Here is a 17,591-nt window from a genome sequence, read left to right on the forward strand (position 1 = left end):
TTGCATCGGGGAGCGCCCCGGATTATTGCGTTGCCGTGCCGAGCGTTCCGCTGGATCGCCCGCCGCAGGGGTATAGCTCAGTTGGTAGAGCGGCGGTCTCCAAAACCGCAGGTCGGGGGTTCGAGCCCCTCTGCCCCTGCCAGTCCGGCCCATCTTTCATCGAAATCGATGCGGCGCCTCCAACGCCTCTCCGTATAAGTCGAACGCCTTCGGGCGGTCGAGGCCGTCCGACGGCCGCGGGCGGCTCAGTTGCCGATCCGCACCACGGCGCGCGTGCTCATCTCCACGATGACCGGCCGTCCCTGATAGTAGAAATAGCCGTAGACGCTCTCGGCCGCGTCCGAGACCGTGGCGAGTTCCACGGTCTGCGGCACCGAAGCGCCGATCGAAGGGGCGCCGCGCAGCTCGGCGTCCTCGACCGGATGGTCGATGGCGTAGTCGTACACGACGACAGGGCGCTGCTCTTCCTGCGCGGCCACTGCGACGACGCCGGACAGGAGGGTTGCGGAAAGCGCCGCGACGAAGGTTTTGACCGAACCCATGACGTATCTCCAGACGCGAAGAAGACCAGCAAACTTGCCCGTGACGCTCGACGCGAGGCCATCCCCGATCCGGCAGCGTCACGCGACTCCTCTGCGCCTTCAGGCATGAATGCCGGATGAAGGACCTTGGAGCCGGTCCAATATCGGATCGCTTCGCGGCCATCGCAAGGCGGCGCCGGTGGACGATGCCGGCCGGGCCCTTGCACGGCGCGCGCCTTTCATTAGGACGGAGCGATGCCGTTCCGCCTCGACACCATGAGCCCGCCCCGATGAGCGCCGTCGCCGGCGCCGCAGCGCCCACGCCGATGATGGCGCAGTATCTCGAGATCAAGGCGGCGAACGCCGACTGCCTGCTGTTCTACCGCATGGGCGATTTCTACGAGCTGTTCTTCGAGGACGCCGCCATCGCCTCGCAGATCCTCGGCATCACGCTCACCAAGCGCGGCAAGCATCTGGGCGACGACATCCCGATGGCGGGTGTGCCGATCCATGCCGCCGACGACTATCTTCACAAGCTGATCGCCAGCGGCCACCGCGTCGCCGTGTGCGAGCAGATCGAGGACCCGGCCGAGGCCAAGAAGCGCGGCGGCAAGTCCGTGGTGCGCCGCGACGTGGTCCGGCTCGTCACGCCCGGCACCATCACCGAGGAGACGCTGCTCGAGCCCGGCCGCCCGAACTATCTGGCGGCGCTCGCCCGGACCGGCGGTTCGGGCGCGAGCGCCGAATACGCCATCGCCTGGAGCGATCTTTCCACCGGTCTGTTCCGGCTCGCCTCGTCGAGGCCCGACCGCTTCGTCGCCGACCTTCTGGCCCTGGAGCCGAGCGAGATCCTCGTCGCCGACACGCTCGCGGCGGACGAGGAGGTCGCCCCGCGTCTGAAACCGCTCGGACGGCTTGTGCGGGCCGAGCCGGCCGTGCTCTTCGACGGCGCCACCGCCGAGGCGCGGCTGTCCCGCTTCTTCGGCGTCGCCTCGCTGGACGGCTTCGGCGACTTCACCCGCACGGAGCTGTCGGCTGGGGCCGCACTGCTCGCCTATCTCGGCAAGACCCAGCTCGCCGCCCGCCCGCCGCTGCAACGCCCCGAACGCCTGACCGAGGGCGAGGCGATGCTGATCGACCCGGCGACGCGGGCGAGCCTGGAGCTGACCAAAACCCTGTCCGGGCGCCGCCAGGGCTCGCTCCTGTCCGTGATCGACCGCACCGTGACCGGTGCCGGCTCGCGGCTTCTCGCCAGCAGGCTCGCCCAGCCTCTGACGAATTCCGCCACCATCGCCGAGCGGCAGGCGAGCGTCTCCTTCTTCGTGGAGGATCGCGCTCTCTGCGGTTCGGTGCGCGAATGCCTGAAGGGTATGCCGGACCTGGAGCGCGCGGTCGCCCGCCTGTCGCTCGGGCGCGGCGGTCCGCGCGACCTCGGCGCGGTGCTCGAAACTCTGGTCCGGGCCGGCGAACTGCGTGCGCTCCTTGACGGCCGGGACTGCGAGGCCGAACTGGCCGGAGCGTGCGAACGTCTCGGCGCGGTTCCGGACGACCTTCGAACGCGCCTGGAGAGCGATCTCGCCGATGATCTGCCGCTGCAGGCGCGCGACGGCGGCTTCGTGGCGGAGGGCGCGATCGAGGCGCTCGACGAGGCCCGGGCCCTGCGCGACCGCTCCCGCAAGATCGTCGCCGACCTTCAGGCGCGCTATGCGGCGGAGACGGGCGTCAGATCGCTGAAGGTGCGTCACAACAACGTGCTCGGCTATTTCGTCGAGGTTCCCGAAGCGCAGGGACCGACGCTGTCCGCGCTTTCCGATTTCATCCATCGCCAGACCATGGCGAACGCCATGCGCTTCTCGACGACCGAGCTCGGCGATCTGGAAAGCCGCATCGAGGCGGCCGCATCGGAGGCGCTGCGGCTCGAACTCGAACGCTTCGACGTCCTGCGCTCGCTCGTTCTGGATGCGATCGACCCCTTGCGGGCGGCGGCGCAGGCGATCGCGGTCATCGATCTGTCGGCCGGGCTCGGCGATCTGGCCGCGCGCGAGGAATGGGTGCGACCGCTCGTCGACTACAGCCTCGCCTTCGAGATCGAGTGCGGGCGCCATCCCGTGGTGGAGGCCGCGCTGAAGGCGTCCTCGGCCGGATCCTTCGTCGCCAACGACTGCGACCTCTCGCCGCCGCCCGGCGCGTCGAACGGCGCCATCTGGCTCCTGACCGGCCCGAACATGGGCGGCAAGTCGACCTTTCTGCGGCAGAACGCGCTGATCGCCGTACTGGCGCAGATCGGCGCCTTCGTGCCGGCGACGCGCGCCCATATCGGCGTGGTCGATCGCCTGTTCAGCCGCGTCGGCGCCTCCGACGATCTGGCGGAGGGACGCTCCACCTTCATGGTCGAGATGGTCGAGACGGCCGCGATCCTGAACCAGGCCGGGCCCCGCACGCTCGTCGTCCTCGACGAGATCGGCCGGGGCACCTCGACCTATGACGGGCTTTCGATCGCCTTCTCGGCCATCGAGCATCTGCACGAGGTGAACCGCAGCAGAGCGCTCTTCGCCACGCACTTCCACGAGATGACGGCGCTGTCGGCCCGGCTGTCGCGGCTTAAGAACGCGACCATGCGGGTGAAGGAGTGGGAGGGCGAGGTCGTCTTCCTGCACGAGGTGAAGGCCGGCGTCGCCGACCGCTCCTACGGCATCCAGGTCGCCAAGCTCGCGGGCCTGCCGCCGGCCGTCGTGGAGCGGGCGCGCAGCGTTCTCAAGCAGCTGGAGAAGGGGCAGAGGGGAGAGCGCCGCACCGCGCTCCTCGACGATCTGCCGCTCTTCGCGACCCTGAAGCCCGAGCCCGAGCCCGAGGCCGCTCCGCCTGCCGCCGATCCGGTGGCCGAGGCGCTCGCGGGCATCGACCCCGACGCGCTGACGCCGCGCGAGGCGCTGGAGGCGCTCTACCGCCTGAAGGCGATCGGCGCGTGTTGAGCGGCCGTTTCCGCCCGCGCGGGAATGGGCTATAGGCCGCCCCTTCGAACGGAATGGATCGCGGCATGAGCGTACGAGCGACGACGAAGGCGACCCAGGCGGCGGAGAAGGCGGTCGATCTGCGGCTGCCGGAGATCGTCGATCCGGCCGCCCTTTCGGCCTCCCTCGCGGCGATCGCGGAGCGGGGCGGGGAAACCCGCCCGGCCGTGCTCCAGCTCCTGCGCGAGACCAACGCGAGGGGGCGCAAGGCCGCCGAGGCGATGCTGTTCGAGGACGGCGGCGGGCTCGCCTGCGCCATGCGCGTCTCCGCGCTGCAGGACGCGCTGATCCGGGCCGTCCACGACTTCGCGCACGCCCACCTGTTCGGCGCCTCGAATCGCTCGGCGAGCGAGCGCATGGCGATCCTGGCCGTCGGCGGCTACGGGCGCGGCACGCTCGCGCCGGGCTCCGACATCGACCTCCTGTTCCTGCTTCCCTACAAGCAGACCGCGCTCGGCGAGCAGGTGGCCGAATATCTGCTCTATCTCCTGTGGGATCTCGGCTTCAAGGTCGGGCACGCGACCCGCTCGGTCGAGGAGTGCATCCGCCTGTCGCGCACCGACTACACCATCCGCACCTCGATCCTGGAGCGGCGGTTGATCGCGGGCGACGAGGCGCTGTTCGACGAGCTGGGACGCCGCTTCGAGGCGGAGGTCGTGGAGGGCACGTCGGCCGAGTTCATCCGCGCCAAGCTCGAGGAGCGCGACGCCCGCCACGCCCGGCTCGGCGATACGCGCTATCTGGTCGAGCCGAACGTGAAGGAGGGCAAGGGCGGCCTGCGCGATCTTCACACGCTGTTCTGGATCGCCAAGGACCACTACCGCGTCCAGAGCCATGACGACCTCGTTTCGGCCGGCGTCTTCTCCCGGCGCGAGGCGCGCATCTTCGCCAAGGCGGAGGACTTCCTGTGGGCGGTGCGCTGCCACATGCACTTCCTGACCGGCAAGGCGGAGGAGCGCCTGTCCTTCGACCTTCAGCCGGAGATCGCGGCGCGTCTCGGCTACAACGCCCATCCGGGGCTGAAGGACGTCGAGCGCTTCATGAAGCACTACTTCCTGATCGCGAAGGACGTCGGCGACCTCACCGGGATCCTGTGCGCCGCGCTGGAGGAGCAGCAGGCCAAGGAGGCTCCGGGCCTGCGCGGCCTCGTGCGCTCGCTGCGCCAGCGCTCGCGCAAGATTCCGGGCTCGCTCGCCTTCGCGGTGGACAATGCGCGGATCGTCGCCACGAGCCGGTCGGTGTTCCAGGACGATCCGGTCAACCTCATCCGGGTCTTCCAGCTCGCGGCCCATCATGGGCTGGAGTATCATCCCGACACGTTGAAGCTCATCCGGCGCTCGCTGCGCCATGTCGATGCGGCCTTGCGAGAGAACCCGGAAGCGAACTCGCTCTTCCTCGACGTCCTGACGGACCGGAGCGACCCCGAGCTCCATCTGCGCCGCATGAACGAGGCGGGGGTGCTGGGTCGCTTCATCCCGGAGTTCGGCAAGATCGTCGCGATGATGCAGTTCAACATGTATCATCACTACACGGTCGACGAGCATCTTCTGCGGTCCATCGCCGTCATGTCGCAGCTCGAGCGCGGGCAGCTCTCCTCCGAGCTGCCGCTGACCAGCGGCTATGTCGGCCAGGTCCGCGACCGGGTGCCGCTCTATGTCGCGCTTCTGCTGCACGACATCGCGAAAGGGCGGCCGGAGGACCACTCCGTCGCCGGCGAGCGCATCGCGCGCGACCTCTGCCCGCGCTTCGGGCTGGACGAGCGCGAGACCGATCTCGTCGCCTGGCTGGTGCGCGACCATCTCGTCATGTCGATGGTCGCCCAGCAGCGCGACCTGACGGACCGGCGCACGATCCTCGACTTTGCGACCCGCGTTCAGACGCTGGACCGCCTCAAGCTCCTGACCATCCTCACCGTCTGCGACATCCGGGCGGTCGGTCCCGGCGTCTGGAACGGCTGGAAGGGCCAGCTCATCCGCACGCTCTACATGGAGACGGAGCCGGTGCTGACCGGCGGCTTCGCGCAGGAGCCGCGCGGACGCCGGGTCGCGCAGGCCAAGGACGAGCTGGCCGGCGCGCTCGCCGACTGGTCGGAGGCGGACCGGACGGCGGCGATCGAGCGGCAGTATCCGAACTACTTCCTCACGGTCTCGCTGGAGGACCAGAAGCGCCACGCCGCCTTCGTGCGGGCCGCGGGCGAGTCGCGCGAGTTCGCCACCGAGGTGCGCACCGACCGGTTCCGGGGCATCACGGAGATCACCGTGCTCGCCCCCGACCATCCGCGCCTTCTCTCCTTCATCACCGGGGGCTGCGCGGCGGCCGGGGCCAACATCGCCGACGCGCAGATCTTCACCATGACGGACGGCCGCGCGCTCGACGTCGTCACCGTCAACCGCGAGTTCCCGGAGGATGCCGACGAGCTGCGACGGGCCGAGCGGATCGCCAAGAACATCCGGGGGCTCCTCGCCGGCCGCGAGGCGGTGCCGGCGCTTCTGGCCAAGCGGCGCTCGCGCGATCTCTCCTCCTTCGCCGTCTCGCCGCGCGTCTCCGTGACGAACGCCTTGTCGGACCGGCTGACGGTCCTCGAAGTGGAAGGGCTCGATCGCATCGGCCTCCTGTCGGACCTGACGGGGGCGATCTCGGACCTCAACCTTGACATCCGCTCCGCTCACATCTCGACCTATGGCGAGAAGGTGGTGGACGTCTTCTACGTCACCGACCTCCTCGGCATGAAGGTGACCGGCGAGGGCCGGGCCGAGCGCATCGAGCGGCGGCTTCTCTCTGTCCTGGAAAGCGCGGAGGGGGAGGTGTCCTCGACCTCGGCCATGCCGTCCACCGTCGCCTTCGGCATGGGCGCCTGAAGGTGAACCTCCTCGCCAAGTTCTCCACGGTCGGCGCGGCGACGCTCGCCTCGCGCATCTTCGGCTTCGTGCGCGAGATGATGATGGCGGCGGCGCTCGGCGTCGGCCCGGTCGCGGACGCCTTCAACATGGCGTTCCGGTTCCCCAACCTCTTCCGGCGCCTCTTCGCCGAAGGCGCCTTCAACGCGGCCTTCATCCCGCTCTTCGCACGATCGCTGGAGGAGGACGGGGAGGACGGCGCGCGGGCCTTCGCGGCCGAGATATTCTCCACGCTCTTCACGGTGCTCCTCGCGCTGACGCTCGTGGCGCTGGCCTTCACGCCCTTTCTCGTCAGCACGATCATCGCGCCCGGCCTCGCCTTCTGCGTGGAGGAGACGGCGGGCGCCGAGGCGCTGAGCTGCGCGGAGCGCTTCGACATCACCGTCGCCTTCGCGCGGATCATGTTCCCCTATCTCGCCTGCATGTCGCTGATGGCGATGGTGGCGGGCATCCTCAACGCCTATCGTCGCTTCTTCGTCGCGGCGCTCGCGCCGACGCTGCTCAACCTCGTCCTGATCGCGGTGCTGCTCTACGGCTGGCACGTCGGCGCGGCGACGATCGAGATCGGCTATCTGATGAGCTGGGGCGTTCTCGCCGCCGGCATCCTGCAGCTCGGGGCGGTGACGCTCGCCATGCGCGCGATGGGCTTCTCCATCGCGCTGCGCCGCCCGCGCTGGACGCCGGGCCTGAAGCGGCTCCTGGTCCTCGCCGGCCCCGCCGCGCTGATCGGCGGCATCACCCAGATCAACCTCTTCGTCGGGCAGGCCATCGCCTCCTTCCAGCCGGGCGCGGTCTCGATCCTCTCCTATGCCGACCGGCCCTATCAGCTGCCGCTCGGCATGGTCGGGGTCGCCATCGGCGTCGTGCTCCTGCCCGAACTCTCCCGCGCCCTGAAGGGCGGTCGCCTCGTCGAGGCCCAGCACACCCAGAACCGGGCGCTCGAATTCGCCCTGTTCCTGACCGTGCCCGCCGCCGTCGCGCTGTTCCTGATCCCCGAGCCGATCGTGCGCGTCCTCTACGAGCGCGGCGCCTTCACCTCCGCCGAGACCGTGTCGGTCGCGGCCGTTCTCGGCCTCTACGCCCTGGGCCTGCCGGCCTTCGTCCTCATCAAGGTCTTCTCACCCGGCTATTTTGCCCGCGAGGACACGAAGACGCCGATGATCGTGACCGGCGCCTCGGCCTTCGCCAACATCGTCCTGTCGCTGATCCTCTTCTACTTCCTCGCCGAGCGGGGCATCGCGCTCGCCACCACGCTCGCCGGATGGCTGAACGCGATCTTCCTCTATTGGGGGCTCAAGCGGCGCGGCCTCTGGGAGGGCGACCGCGCGCTCGTCAAGCGCTCCGCGCTCGTCCTGCTCTCTTCCATGGTGATGGGCGCGGCGCTTCTGGCGCTCCTCGCTGTCCTCGACGGGTGGCTCGCGGCCGATGCGGGGCTTCATACCCAGCTCTTCGGCGTCGCGATCCTCGTCGGGGCCGGCATGGCCGTCTACGCCGTCCTGTGCCTGGCGACGGGCGCGGCGGACCGCGGCCTCGTCACGCGCCTTCTGAAGCGTCGTCGCCCCGCCGCTTGATCGCGCCGGGGCGCTGCAATAAGCCCCTCGCTCACCGGACGGGCCGTCTCCACCCCGGCCCCACTCTTCGAGGAATGACCGCCATGGCCGAGTTCGAACCGCGCATCTTCTCCGGCGCGCAGCCCTCCGGGAATCTCCATCTCGGCAACTATCTCGGCGCCGTGCGCCGCTGGGTGGAGCTGCAGTCGCAGTATCCGTGCCTGTTCTGCGTGGTCGATCTGCACGCCATCACCGTCTGGCAGGACCCGGAGGAGCTCCAGCGCCAGACGCGCGAGGTCGCGGCCGCCTACATCGCGGCGGGCATCGACACGGACAAGCACATCCTCTTCAACCAGAGCCGCGTGAAGGAGCACGCCGAGCTCGCCTGGATCTTCAACTGCGTCGCGCGCATCGGCTGGATGAACCGGATGACGCAGTTCAAGGACAAGGCCGGCAAGGACCGCGAGAACGCCTCGCTCGGCCTCCTGGCCTATCCGAGCCTGATGGCGGCCGACATCCTCGCCTACCGTGCCACGCATGTGCCGGTCGGCGACGACCAGAAGCAGCATCTGGAGCTGACGCGCGACATCGCGGCGAAGTTCAACAACGACTACTCGGCCCGCATCGCCGAGAAGGGCTTCGGCGTCGAGATGAAGATGGGCGAGGAGGTCGTGAACGGGTTCTTCCCGCTGGCCGAGCCCCTGATCGGCGGGCCGGCGACGCGCGTGATGAGCCTGAAGGACGGATCGAAGAAGATGTCGAAGTCGGACCCGTCCGACCTCTCGCGCATCAATCTGACGGACGATCAGGACGCCATCGCCAAGAAGATCCGCAAGGCCAAGACCGATTCGGACAATCTGCCGTCCGAGGTCGCGGGACTGGCGGGCCGCGCCGAGGCCGACAATCTCGTCGGCATCTACGCCGCGCTGTCGGGTCGCACCAAGCAGGACGTGCTGAGCGAGTTCGGCGGCAGGGCCTTCTCGGAGTTCAAGCCGGCGCTCGCCGATCTGGCCGTGGAGACGGTGGGGCCGATCGCCGGCGAGATGCGCCGCATCCTCGCCGACCCCGCCGAGGTCGACCGCACCTTGCGGGACGGCGGAAACCGCGCCCGCGAGATCGCGTCGGTGACGCTGGCCCAGGCAAAGGAGATCGTCGGCCTGCTCGACGATTGAGCTTGCGCGCCGGGTCCGCGCCCGCCATCTTCCCGCCATGGTCTCAAGACGTCTCGGCCGCAGCGAAGGCGGCAAGCGCAAATTCCTCGCCATCATCGACGAGACGCCCGAATGCGGGCGGGCCGCGCGCTATGCCGCCGCCCGCGCGCAGGCGAGCGGCGGCGCCGCGGTGTTCCTCTATGTGATCGCGCCCGGCGACTTCCAGCACTGGCTGGGCGTCGAGGAGATCATGCGCGCCGAGGCGAGGGAGGAGGCCGAAACGCGCCTCGCCCGCATCGCCGACGAGCTGCGCGAGGCCATCGGCGTCGAGCCGGAGACCGTCGTGCGCGAGGGCAAGGCCGAGGAGGAGATTCAGGCGCTGATCGAGTCGGACCGCGAGATCGCGATCCTCGTCCTCGCCACCTCGGTGTCGAGCGAGGGCCCTGGCCCGCTCGTCTCGGCCGTCGCCGGGCGCTCCAATCCCTTCGCCATTCCGGTCACGATCGTGCCGGGCTCGCTCTCCGACGAAGACATCGAGAGCCTCGCCTGACGGCGTGTCCTCGCACTACCGCTCGATGACGCGACCAGCCGGATCGCTCCGCGCCTCCCATCCGGCCCTTTCCAGTTCGGGCGTCTCGCCTTCCGTCTCCGGATGGCCGAGGCAGAGATAGGCGACGAAGCGCCAGTCGCGCGGCACGTCGAGATCTGCGTTCAACGGCGCCGGATCGAGGATCGACACCCAGCCGAGCCCGAGTCCGGCCGCCCGTGACGCGAGCCAGAGCGTGTGGATCGCCATGGCCGCCGAATAGGGAACGGTCTCGGGCATCGTGGCCCGTCCGAGCCCGTCGCCCTGCGCGGGGTCGTCCACGCAGAAGACGGCGACATGCTCCGGCGCGCGGTCGAGACCGGAAAGCTTCAGTCTGGCGTAGAGCGCCGCCCGCTCGCCGCTGCGCTCGGCCAGCGCCTGCGCGTTCGATCGCCTGAAGTTCTCCGACACGAGCGCGCGCCGCGCCTTCGATCGCACGAGGACGAAGCGCCAGGGCTGGCTGAGACCGACCGAGGGCGCGAGGTCCGCGAGCGAGAGAAGCCGTGCGAGGAGGGCGGGATCGACCGGATCGCCGGTGAAGCGCCGCACGTCCCGGCGCCAGCGCAGAAGGCGCTCGAAATCGTCGCGGAAGTCGTCTGAGAATCGGGCCATTCCGCCTTGTAGTCTGTCGGGGGACGGATCGCCCGCTATCGCATCGGCTCGAAAATCGAAATCGATTTCGGAAAGCCCGATGCGCTGGATCAGTGAGACACAGCGACCTTCGTGCGTCCGAACGGACGCAGGGCGCTCTCCGGGAGCTTTCGCTTGCGGCCCCCGCGCGGCGCGCTTATCTCCAGGCCAGAGAGCCCAGACACCGCGCACGCGAGGCCGCCCCATGTTCATCCAGACCGAGACGACGCCGAACCCGCAGACGCTGAAGTTCCTGCCCGGACGCGTCGTGCTGGAGACCGGCACGGCCGAGTTCCTGGACCCGGTCGAGGCGGAATCGCGCTCGCCGCTGGCCGCCCGCCTTCTCGCGATCGACGGCGTCGAGGGCGTGTTCTTCGGCTATGACTTCGTCACCGTCACGCGTGACGGAACGCCCTGGGAGCACCTGAAGCCGGCGATCCTCGCCGGGCTGATGGAGCATTTCGTCGCCGGCCGTCCGGTCATGGCGGGGCCGGCGCGCGACCACTCGACCGATTCGGGCGAGGAGTTCTTCGAGCCGGCGGACGAGCCGATCGTTTCCACGATCAAGGAGCTTCTCGACACGCGGGTGCGCCCGGCGGTCGCGCAGGATGGCGGCGACATCACCTTCCGCGGCTTCCGCGACGGCGTCGTGTTCCTCAACATGCGCGGCGCCTGCGCCGGTTGCCCGTCCTCCACGGCCACGCTGAAGAGCGGGATCGAGAACCTGCTGCGCCACTTCGTGCCCGAGGTCGAGGCCGTCGAGGCGATGGAAGCCGCCTGATCGACGCGACGATGGCCGGGCGCAGCGAGGGGACCGGCGGGCTTCTGCTCGCCGTCGACACGACGGGGGAGCGCTGCTCGGCCTGCGTCTTCGATGCCGGATCCGCCAAGGTGCTGTCCGCCGCCGAGCCGGAGATCGGCAAGGGCCACGCCGAACGCCTGATGGGCGTTCTGGACGAGGTTCTCGCGGGCGCGAACGCCTCATATCGTGATCTGTCGCGCATGGCGGTCGCCGTCGGCCCCGGCTCCTTCACCGGCATCCGCGTCGGCGTCTCCACCGTTCGCGGGCTGGCGCTCGCGCTCGGCATCCCCGCCATCGGGGTCGATGTCCTCGAAGCGCTGGCCCATCCCCATCTGCGGGACGCTCGTCCGGTGCTCGCCGTTCAGGACGCGAGGCGGGGCGAGCTCTACGCCGCGCTCTACCGGTCCGACGGCTCGGCGCTGCGCGCTCCGACGGCTCTGCCGCCGGACGGGCTCGGCGCGTTCGTGGAAGCGTCGCAGGCCGGCGCTCTTTCCATCGTCGGAAGCGGGGCGCGGATCGCAGCCGAGCGGCTCCCGAATGCCCGCATCGTCGCGGATCGCGCGGAAGCCTCGATCGAATCGGTGGCAAGGATCGCCGATGCGCGCGCGCCCGGTGGCCCCGTGCGACCCCTCTATCTTCGCCAGGCCGACGCCAAGCCCTCGGCGGCGCCCAAACTCGTTCACGCGACTTGAAGTTCGCGCGCCGCCGGGCTTTGATCCAGGCTCGCGAGAGCGGAGTGAAGCGTGCGCAACGGCGCGCTCCTCCCGCCTGAGGATCGAGTTCGATGGCCGGCTCGCGCGGCCGGAGGGGAGGGGCTTCCATGTACTGGTTGCTGCCGTTCAACTGGGGTTTCGCGCTCTGGGACGAATTCCTCGGACTGTCCGCGCCCGTGGCGGACGAACTCACCACGCGTGACGCCGATGCGGCCGCCGATCTTCATGCCGCCGCCTTCCGGGAGGGCTGGACGGGCGACGATTTCGCCGCGCTGCTTTCGCAGGACGGCGTCTTCGGCTTTCTGGTCCGCCGGCCCGGAGCGTCCCGGGCCGCGCCGCTCGGGATCGTGCTGGCGCGGCTGGCGGCGGACGAGGCGGAGATTCTGACCATCGTCGTCGACCGGGCCCAGCGCGGCCGGGGTGTCGGACGCATGCTGATGGATCAGGTGCTCCAGCGTCTCCATCGCGAAAGGGCGACCTCCCTCTTCCTGGAAGTGGAGGAGGAGAACCGGCCCGCGCTCGCGCTTTACAAGCGCCTGCGCTTCGAGGAGGTCGGGCGGCGCCCGGCCTATTATGCGGGCGAGAACGGCCAGCGGACCGCAGCGCTGATTCTCAAGCGCTCGCTCGCCTGACCGGACGTCCTCTTCCGTGATCGGCCATCTCCGCGTCGCGTGGATCGCGCTCGGCCTCACGGCCCTGACGGCCGTGCTCCTGCCGCTGCAATTGCTCGCGATGCCCTTCGCCGGACGGGCACGGTCGGTCCTGCCGCGGCTCTGGCACAGGGGGGCGGTCGCCCTCGTCGGATTCCGCGTCGAGATCGAGGGCGCGCCGAGCGAGGGAAGGCCGCTGCTCCTGGCGGCCAATCACCAGTCCTGGCTCGACATTCTCGTTCTCGGCAGCGTTCTCGAAGCCTCCTTCGTGGCGAAGTCGGACGTCCGCCGCTGGCCGATCTTCGGCGTCCTCGCGCGGCTGCACCGGACGATCTTCATAGACCGCGAGCGGCGGCGGGACGTTCGCGGCCAGGTGGAGCAGATCGCGCGTCGGCTCGACGGCGGCGAGACGCTGGTCCTCTTCGCCGAAGGCACGACCTCTGACGGCAACCATGTCCTGCCCTTCAAGTCCGCGCTCTTCGCCGCCGCCGAGGCCGCGCTCAAGCTGTCGGGGCGCGAGGAGATCGTCGTGCAGCCTGTGAGCCTGGCCTACACGCGTCACCACGGCCTGCCGATGGGGCGTGCGGGGCGCGCGAAGGTGACCTGGATCGGGGATCAGGCGTTCGAGCCCCATCTGCTTTCGATCCTGCGGGACGGGGCGTTCGACGCCAGGATCGTCTTCTGCGAGCCGCTCCGCTTTGCGGCGGCGGACGACAGGAAGGCGCTGGCTCTCGCCTGCGAGCGGGCCGTCGCCGACAGCCTCCGGACGAGCCTTCATCCGCGGAGCTGAGCGCTTCGCTTGGGGGCGAACGAACGACATGCTTGCGCCGGAGCGCTTGGAAGCCGATATTGGGCCGATCGCCCGCCAGCCAACCCGGACGTGATGATCAAGGGACAGACCGCAGTTTCGAACGTCGCCGGCCCGAACGCCCGCAAAGTCTTCATCAAGACCTATGGCTGTCAGATGAACGTCTACGACTCCCAGCGCATGGGTGATGCGCTGGCGAGCGAAGGCTATTCCGCGACCGACAGTATCGAGGACGCCGACCTCGTTCTCCTCAACACCTGCCACATCCGCGAGCGGGCGGCCGAGAAGGTCTATTCCGAGCTCGGGCGCATTCGAGAGCTGAAGGCCGAGCGCGCCGCCGAGGGGCGCAGCCTGACGGTCGGCATCGCCGGCTGCGTGGCGCAGGCGGAGGGCTCCGAGATCGTCGAGCGCGCACCGGTCGTCGATCTCGTCGTGGGGCCGCAGACCTATCACCGGCTGCCGGACGCCTTGAAGCGCGTGGCGCTCGGCGAACGCGTCGTCGACACGGACTATGCGACCGAGGACAAGTTCGACCGGCTCGCCAAGCCGGCCGCCAATCAGATCCGCTCGCGCGGGGTCACGGCGTTCCTGTCCGTGCAGGAGGGCTGCGACAAATTCTGCACCTTCTGCGTCGTGCCCTACACGCGAGGCGCCGAGGTCTCGAGGCCGCGCGCGGCGATCGTCGAGGAGGCGCGTCGGCTCGCCGATGCCGGCGTGCGCGAGATCACGCTGCTCGGCCAGAACGTGAACGCCTGGGACGGAGAGGACGCCAAAGGCGGACGAATTGGGCTCGCGGGTCTGCTGTACGAGATCGCAGCCATCCCCGGCATCGCGCGCCTGCGCTACACGACCTCGCATCCGCGCGACATGGACGATGCGCTGATCGAGGCGCACGGCGATCTGCGGGCGCTCATGCCTTATCTTCATCTGCCCGTTCAGTCGGGCTCGGATGCGGTCCTGAAGGCGATGAACCGCCGCCACACGGCCAGCGACTATCTGCGGCTTCTCGACCGCATCCGCGAGGCGCGGCCGGACATCGCGCTCTCGGGCGACTTCATCGTCGGCTTTCCCGGCGAGAGCGACGAGGACTTCGAGGCGACGATGCGGATCGTCTCGGACGTCTCCTACGCCGCCGCCTATTCGTTCAAATATTCGGCTCGGCCCGGAACGCCCGCCGCGAGCATGGACGGCCACGTCTCGGAAGCCGTGAAGAGCGAGCGCCTTCAAAGGCTCCAGGGCCTCCTGCGCGATCAGACGCAGGCCTTCCAGGAGAGCTTCGTCGGACGCGAACAGGACGTCTTGATCGAGAAGCCGGGACGTCATCCCGGCCAGATGATCGGCCGTTCGCCCTACCTTCTGGCCGTCACCGTTCCGTCTTCCGCCGGCGCTATCGGGGACATCGCGACGGTGCGGATCGAGAAGAGCCTCCCCAATTCGCTGATGGCGGACGGGGCGGACCATGAAGATCGGCTTGCGGACAGGTCGCCCTTGAGGAAGATCGCATGAAGGCGGTTCGCGGAACCTCGCCCGTCTCGGGCGCCTCCGACATGGCTCACATCGAGATGTCCTTCGAGGACAATCGTCTGGCGGGCGCTCTCTTCGGCCAGTTCGACGAGCATCTGGCGCTTCTGGAGCAGCGGCTCGGGATCGACGCGCGCGCCCGCGGCAACAAGGTGGAGCTGCGCGGCGACCCCGTCGCCTCCGAGCAGGGCCGCCGGGCGCTGGACTATCTCTACGGTCGCCTCCAGGCCCGCCACGAGATCCAGGCCTCCGACGTGGAGGGCGCGATCCGCATGGCGGTGGCCCAGGACGATCAGCTCGTCCTGCCGACCATGGAGAAGAAGGGCCGGATGTCGCTCGCCGCCATCTCCACCCGCAAGAAGACCATCCACGCCCGCACGCCGACACAGGACGCCTATGTCCGCGCGATGGAGCGCGCCGAGCTCGTCTTCGGCGTCGGTCCGGCGGGCACCGGCAAGACCTATCTCGCCGTCGCCCACGCCGCCCAGCTTCTGGAGCGCGGACAGGTGGAGCGGATCATCCTCTCGCGTCCCGCCGTCGAGGCGGGCGAGCGCCTGGGCTTCCTGCCGGGCGACATGAAGGAGAAGGTCGATCCCTATCTTCGGCCGCTCTACGACGCGCTCTACGACATGATCCCCGCCGAGAAGGTCGAGCGCGCGCTCACCGCCGGGGCGATCGAGGTCGCCCCGCTCGCCTTCATGCGGGGACGCACGCTCGCCAACGCCGCCGTCATCCTCGACGAGGCGCAGAACACGACGACGATGCAGATGAAGATGTTCCTGACGCGTCTGGGCGAAAACGCCCGGATGATCGTCACGGGCGATCCGTCGCAGGTCGACCTTCCGCCGGGCCAGAAGTCCGGCCTCGTGGAGGCGCTGCGGGTGCTCGACGGCGTGTCCGGCATCGTGACGGTGCGCTTCGAATCCAAGGACGTGGTGCGCCACCGCCTCGTGCAGGCGATCGTGGAAGCCTATGAGAGCGACGCGACGCGCCAGCGTCCCGTCGTCCTGGCGACGCCCGAATGAGCGACGGCCCACAACCGGACACGGCCTTCCCGGGCCTCGACATCCTGCTGGAGGTCGGGGACGAGGGGTGGTCGGACGTTCTGGGTCCCGATGCACAGGCCATCGTGCGGCGCGCCCTGGAGGCGGCCGGCCGGCGTGCGGGCTTGCCCGGCGATCTCGCGAGCGAGATCGGCGTGACGCTGACCGACGACGAATCCGTTCGGGCCCTGAACGCCGAATGGCGCGAGAGGGACAAGGCGACCAACGTCCTGTCCTTCCCGATGCGGCCGATCGAGCCCGGCGAGCGGCCGGGACCCCTGATGGGCGATCTGGTGCTCGCCCTCGGCACATGCCGGGTGGAAGCCGAGGCGGAGGGAAAGAGCGGCGTCGACCATGCGACGCATCTCCTCGTCCACGGCTTCCTCCACCTTCTTGGCCACGACCATCTCGACGACGACTCCGCCGAGCGTATGGAACGGCTGGAGACCTTGATCCTTTCCGATCTTTCGATCGACGATCCCTATCGCGCCGCGGGGGACGATGACACGGCGCAACCGCAAGATGCATGACGATGGACAGTATGATGAGCAGGAGTGACAGCGGGGGCTCGCACGGGCCCGATCCGCAATCGCCCGACGGCGACCCCTCTCTAGGCGGCAATCCGCAGGACGATCGAAGTCCGAGGCCGGCGGAACGCGCCAGCGAGCCGGGCTTCTTCGAGCAGATCGTCCAGATGCTGAAGCCGCGCACGGCCGCCCCCCTGCGACAGCGCTTCGTCGAGGCCCTGGCGCAGACGCAGGGCACCGAGGCCGGTTTCAGCGCGCACGAACAGCGCATGCTGACCAATCTCCTCGGCATGAACGAATTGCGCGTCGAAGACGCGATGGTGCCCCGTTCGAAAATCGAGGGCATCGAACAGAAGGCGAGCCTCGGCCAGGCGATGCGCCGCTTCGAGGAGACCGGCCATTCGCGCATGCCCGTCTATGACGACGGCCTCGACGACCCGAAGGGCATGATCCACATCCGCGACGCGCTCGGCCACATCACCCGTGCCGCCGCCGCGACCATCGACGGGACGGACGCCACGCTCGATCTCGGCAAGGTCGATCTCAGCCCGTCGATCGAAGAGCTCGGGCTCGTGCGCAAGGTGCTGTTCGTGCCGCCCTCCATGCCCGCGGCCGACCTCATGGCGCGAATGCAGGCGACGCGCATCCAGATCGCGCTGGTGATCGACGAGTATGGCGGCACCGACGGTCTCGTCTCCCTCGAAGACCTCATCGAGATCATCGTCGGCGACATCGAGGACGAGCACGATTTCGACGAGAACCTCGTCGTGCAGGAGAAGGACGGCGTCTATCTCGCCGACGCCCGCACCGAGCTCGAGGACGTTCGCGCGCTCGTCGGCGACGATTTCGAGATCGCGGCCTATGAGGACGTCGCCGACACGATCGGCGGGCTCGTCGTGACCGAACTCGGCCGGATTCCCGCGCCGGGCGAGACGGTCGAGACGGTCCCGGGCTTCCGGCTCGAAGTCGTCGAGGCCGACTCGCGGCGCGTGAAGCGCGTCAGGCTCGTCCGCCGGCCGGCAGCGACCGACGAGACGCCCGGCCATCTGAACTGAGAATGGAGCGCGGGGCGGCCGAATGGAGGCTCGCCCCGTATGCCCTTCGCCTTCGATCCGCCTGGCGCATGCTTTCGAGCGGCGCGGTTCCAGGCCTCGCCCGGCGTTGCTCCCGTGCGCCCGAAC

The 17,591-nt window shown here is 69.3% G+C and carries 15 protein-coding genes and 1 tRNA gene; 14 read left to right on the forward strand and 2 right to left on the reverse strand.

Annotation, left to right across the window (positions count from 1 at the left end; genetic code table 11):
• Positions 1–66: 66 nt before the first annotated feature.
• A tRNA-Trp gene (locus AC6R2M_RS03245) sits at positions 67–142 on the forward strand.
• Between the two features lie 103 nt (positions 143–245).
• Here AC6R2M_RS03245 and AC6R2M_RS03250 read toward each other — a convergent pair.
• Entirely contained in the window at positions 246–542 is a 297-nt protein-coding gene (locus tag AC6R2M_RS03250; RefSeq protein ID WP_500485445.1) for a DUF1236 domain-containing protein, read from the reverse strand.
• A 269-nt stretch (positions 543–811) separates the two neighbouring features.
• Here AC6R2M_RS03250 and mutS point away from each other — a divergent pair, with 269 nt between their 5' ends.
• The 5 genes from mutS (at position 812) to AC6R2M_RS03275 (ending at position 9,680) form a co-directional block, all read left to right on the forward strand.
• Positions 812–3,493: a DNA mismatch repair protein MutS gene (gene mutS / locus AC6R2M_RS03255; protein ID WP_500485447.1), complete on the forward strand. Its 2,682-nt coding sequence runs from the start codon at positions 812–814 to the stop codon at positions 3,491–3,493.
• A gap of 65 nt (positions 3,494–3,558) precedes the next feature.
• Positions 3,559–6,390 (forward strand): [protein-PII] uridylyltransferase, encoded by a 2,832-nt coding sequence (locus tag AC6R2M_RS03260; protein ID WP_500485449.1) that lies wholly within the window; start codon positions 3,559–3,561, stop codon positions 6,388–6,390.
• A gap of 2 nt (positions 6,391–6,392) precedes the next feature.
• Positions 6,393–8,000, forward strand: a complete 1,608-nt coding sequence (murJ, locus tag AC6R2M_RS03265) for a murein biosynthesis integral membrane protein MurJ (protein ID WP_500485451.1) — start codon at positions 6,393–6,395, stop codon at positions 7,998–8,000.
• 83 nt (positions 8,001–8,083) lie between these two features.
• Positions 8,084–9,151 (forward strand): tryptophan--tRNA ligase, encoded by a 1,068-nt coding sequence (trpS, locus tag AC6R2M_RS03270; RefSeq protein ID WP_500485453.1) that lies wholly within the window; start codon positions 8,084–8,086, stop codon positions 9,149–9,151.
• Between the two features lie 37 nt (positions 9,152–9,188).
• Positions 9,189–9,680, forward strand: coding sequence for a universal stress protein (locus tag AC6R2M_RS03275; protein ID WP_500485455.1), 492 nt, complete (start codon positions 9,189–9,191; stop codon positions 9,678–9,680).
• A gap of 15 nt (positions 9,681–9,695) precedes the next feature.
• Here the strand turns inward: AC6R2M_RS03275 and bluB are convergent, their stop codons facing one another.
• Positions 9,696–10,328, reverse strand: coding sequence for a 5,6-dimethylbenzimidazole synthase (bluB, locus tag AC6R2M_RS03280; protein WP_500485457.1), 633 nt, complete (start codon positions 10,326–10,328; stop codon positions 9,696–9,698).
• 223 nt (positions 10,329–10,551) lie between these two features.
• Here bluB and AC6R2M_RS03285 point away from each other — a divergent pair, with 223 nt between their 5' ends.
• The 8 genes from AC6R2M_RS03285 (at position 10,552) to AC6R2M_RS03320 (ending at position 17,465) form a co-directional block, all read left to right on the forward strand.
• Entirely contained in the window at positions 10,552–11,127 is a 576-nt protein-coding gene (locus AC6R2M_RS03285) for a NifU family protein (protein ID WP_500485459.1), read from the forward strand.
• Positions 11,128–11,138: 11 nt separating this feature from the next.
• Positions 11,139–11,840, forward strand: coding sequence for a tRNA (adenosine(37)-N6)-threonylcarbamoyltransferase complex dimerization subunit type 1 TsaB (tsaB, locus tag AC6R2M_RS03290; protein WP_500485461.1), 702 nt, complete (start codon positions 11,139–11,141; stop codon positions 11,838–11,840).
• 128 nt (positions 11,841–11,968) lie between these two features.
• On the forward strand, positions 11,969–12,493 hold the full coding sequence (locus AC6R2M_RS03295; protein WP_500485463.1) for a GNAT family N-acetyltransferase: 525 nt from the start codon (positions 11,969–11,971) through the stop codon (positions 12,491–12,493).
• A 16-nt stretch (positions 12,494–12,509) separates the two neighbouring features.
• A complete protein-coding gene (olsA, locus tag AC6R2M_RS03300; protein WP_500485465.1) occupies positions 12,510–13,301 on the forward strand; it encodes a lyso-ornithine lipid O-acyltransferase in 792 nt (263 codons plus the stop codon).
• 93 nt (positions 13,302–13,394) lie between these two features.
• Positions 13,395–14,825, forward strand: coding sequence for a tRNA (N6-isopentenyl adenosine(37)-C2)-methylthiotransferase MiaB (miaB, locus tag AC6R2M_RS03305; protein WP_500485467.1), 1,431 nt, complete (start codon positions 13,395–13,397; stop codon positions 14,823–14,825).
• The gene (locus AC6R2M_RS03310; RefSeq protein WP_500485469.1) at positions 14,822–15,865 is read left to right on the forward strand and encodes a PhoH family protein; all 1,044 of its coding nucleotides are present in this window, start codon (positions 14,822–14,824) and stop codon (positions 15,863–15,865) included. The genes miaB and AC6R2M_RS03310 overlap by 4 nt, the downstream gene beginning before the upstream one ends.
• Positions 15,862–16,413, forward strand: coding sequence for an rRNA maturation RNase YbeY (gene ybeY / locus AC6R2M_RS03315; protein WP_500485471.1), 552 nt, complete (start codon positions 15,862–15,864; stop codon positions 16,411–16,413). Before AC6R2M_RS03310 ends, ybeY begins: the two co-directional genes overlap by 4 nt.
• A gap of 14 nt (positions 16,414–16,427) precedes the next feature.
• Positions 16,428–17,465, forward strand: a complete 1,038-nt coding sequence (locus AC6R2M_RS03320; protein ID WP_500485473.1) for a hemolysin family protein — start codon at positions 16,428–16,430, stop codon at positions 17,463–17,465.
• Positions 17,466–17,591: the final 126 nt, after the last annotated feature.

The organism is Aureimonas sp. CAS (assembly GCF_059838215.1).

Coding starts and splice junctions, on each gene's coding strand:
- AC6R2M_RS03275 (WP_500485455.1), top strand. CDS start 9,189: ATGGTCTCAAGACGTCTCGGCCGCAGCGAAGGCGGCAAGCGCAAATTC.
- AC6R2M_RS03250 (WP_500485445.1), bottom strand. CDS start 542: ATGGGTTCGGTCAAAACCTTCGTCGCGGCGCTTTCCGCAACCCTCCTG.
- AC6R2M_RS03295 (WP_500485463.1), top strand. CDS start 11,969: ATGTACTGGTTGCTGCCGTTCAACTGGGGTTTCGCGCTCTGGGACGAA.
- tsaB (WP_500485461.1), top strand. CDS start 11,139: ATGGCCGGGCGCAGCGAGGGGACCGGCGGGCTTCTGCTCGCCGTCGAC.
- mutS (WP_500485447.1), top strand. CDS start 812: ATGAGCGCCGTCGCCGGCGCCGCAGCGCCCACGCCGATGATGGCGCAG.
- trpS (WP_500485453.1), top strand. CDS start 8,084: ATGGCCGAGTTCGAACCGCGCATCTTCTCCGGCGCGCAGCCCTCCGGG.
- AC6R2M_RS03320 (WP_500485473.1), top strand. CDS start 16,428: ATGAGCAGGAGTGACAGCGGGGGCTCGCACGGGCCCGATCCGCAATCG.
- AC6R2M_RS03260 (WP_500485449.1), top strand. CDS start 3,559: ATGAGCGTACGAGCGACGACGAAGGCGACCCAGGCGGCGGAGAAGGCG.
- ybeY (WP_500485471.1), top strand. CDS start 15,862: ATGAGCGACGGCCCACAACCGGACACGGCCTTCCCGGGCCTCGACATC.
- AC6R2M_RS03285 (WP_500485459.1), top strand. CDS start 10,552: ATGTTCATCCAGACCGAGACGACGCCGAACCCGCAGACGCTGAAGTTC.
- bluB (WP_500485457.1), bottom strand. CDS start 10,328: ATGGCCCGATTCTCAGACGACTTCCGCGACGATTTCGAGCGCCTTCTG.
- AC6R2M_RS03310 (WP_500485469.1), top strand. CDS start 14,822: ATGAAGGCGGTTCGCGGAACCTCGCCCGTCTCGGGCGCCTCCGACATG.
- miaB (WP_500485467.1), top strand. CDS start 13,395: ATGATCAAGGGACAGACCGCAGTTTCGAACGTCGCCGGCCCGAACGCC.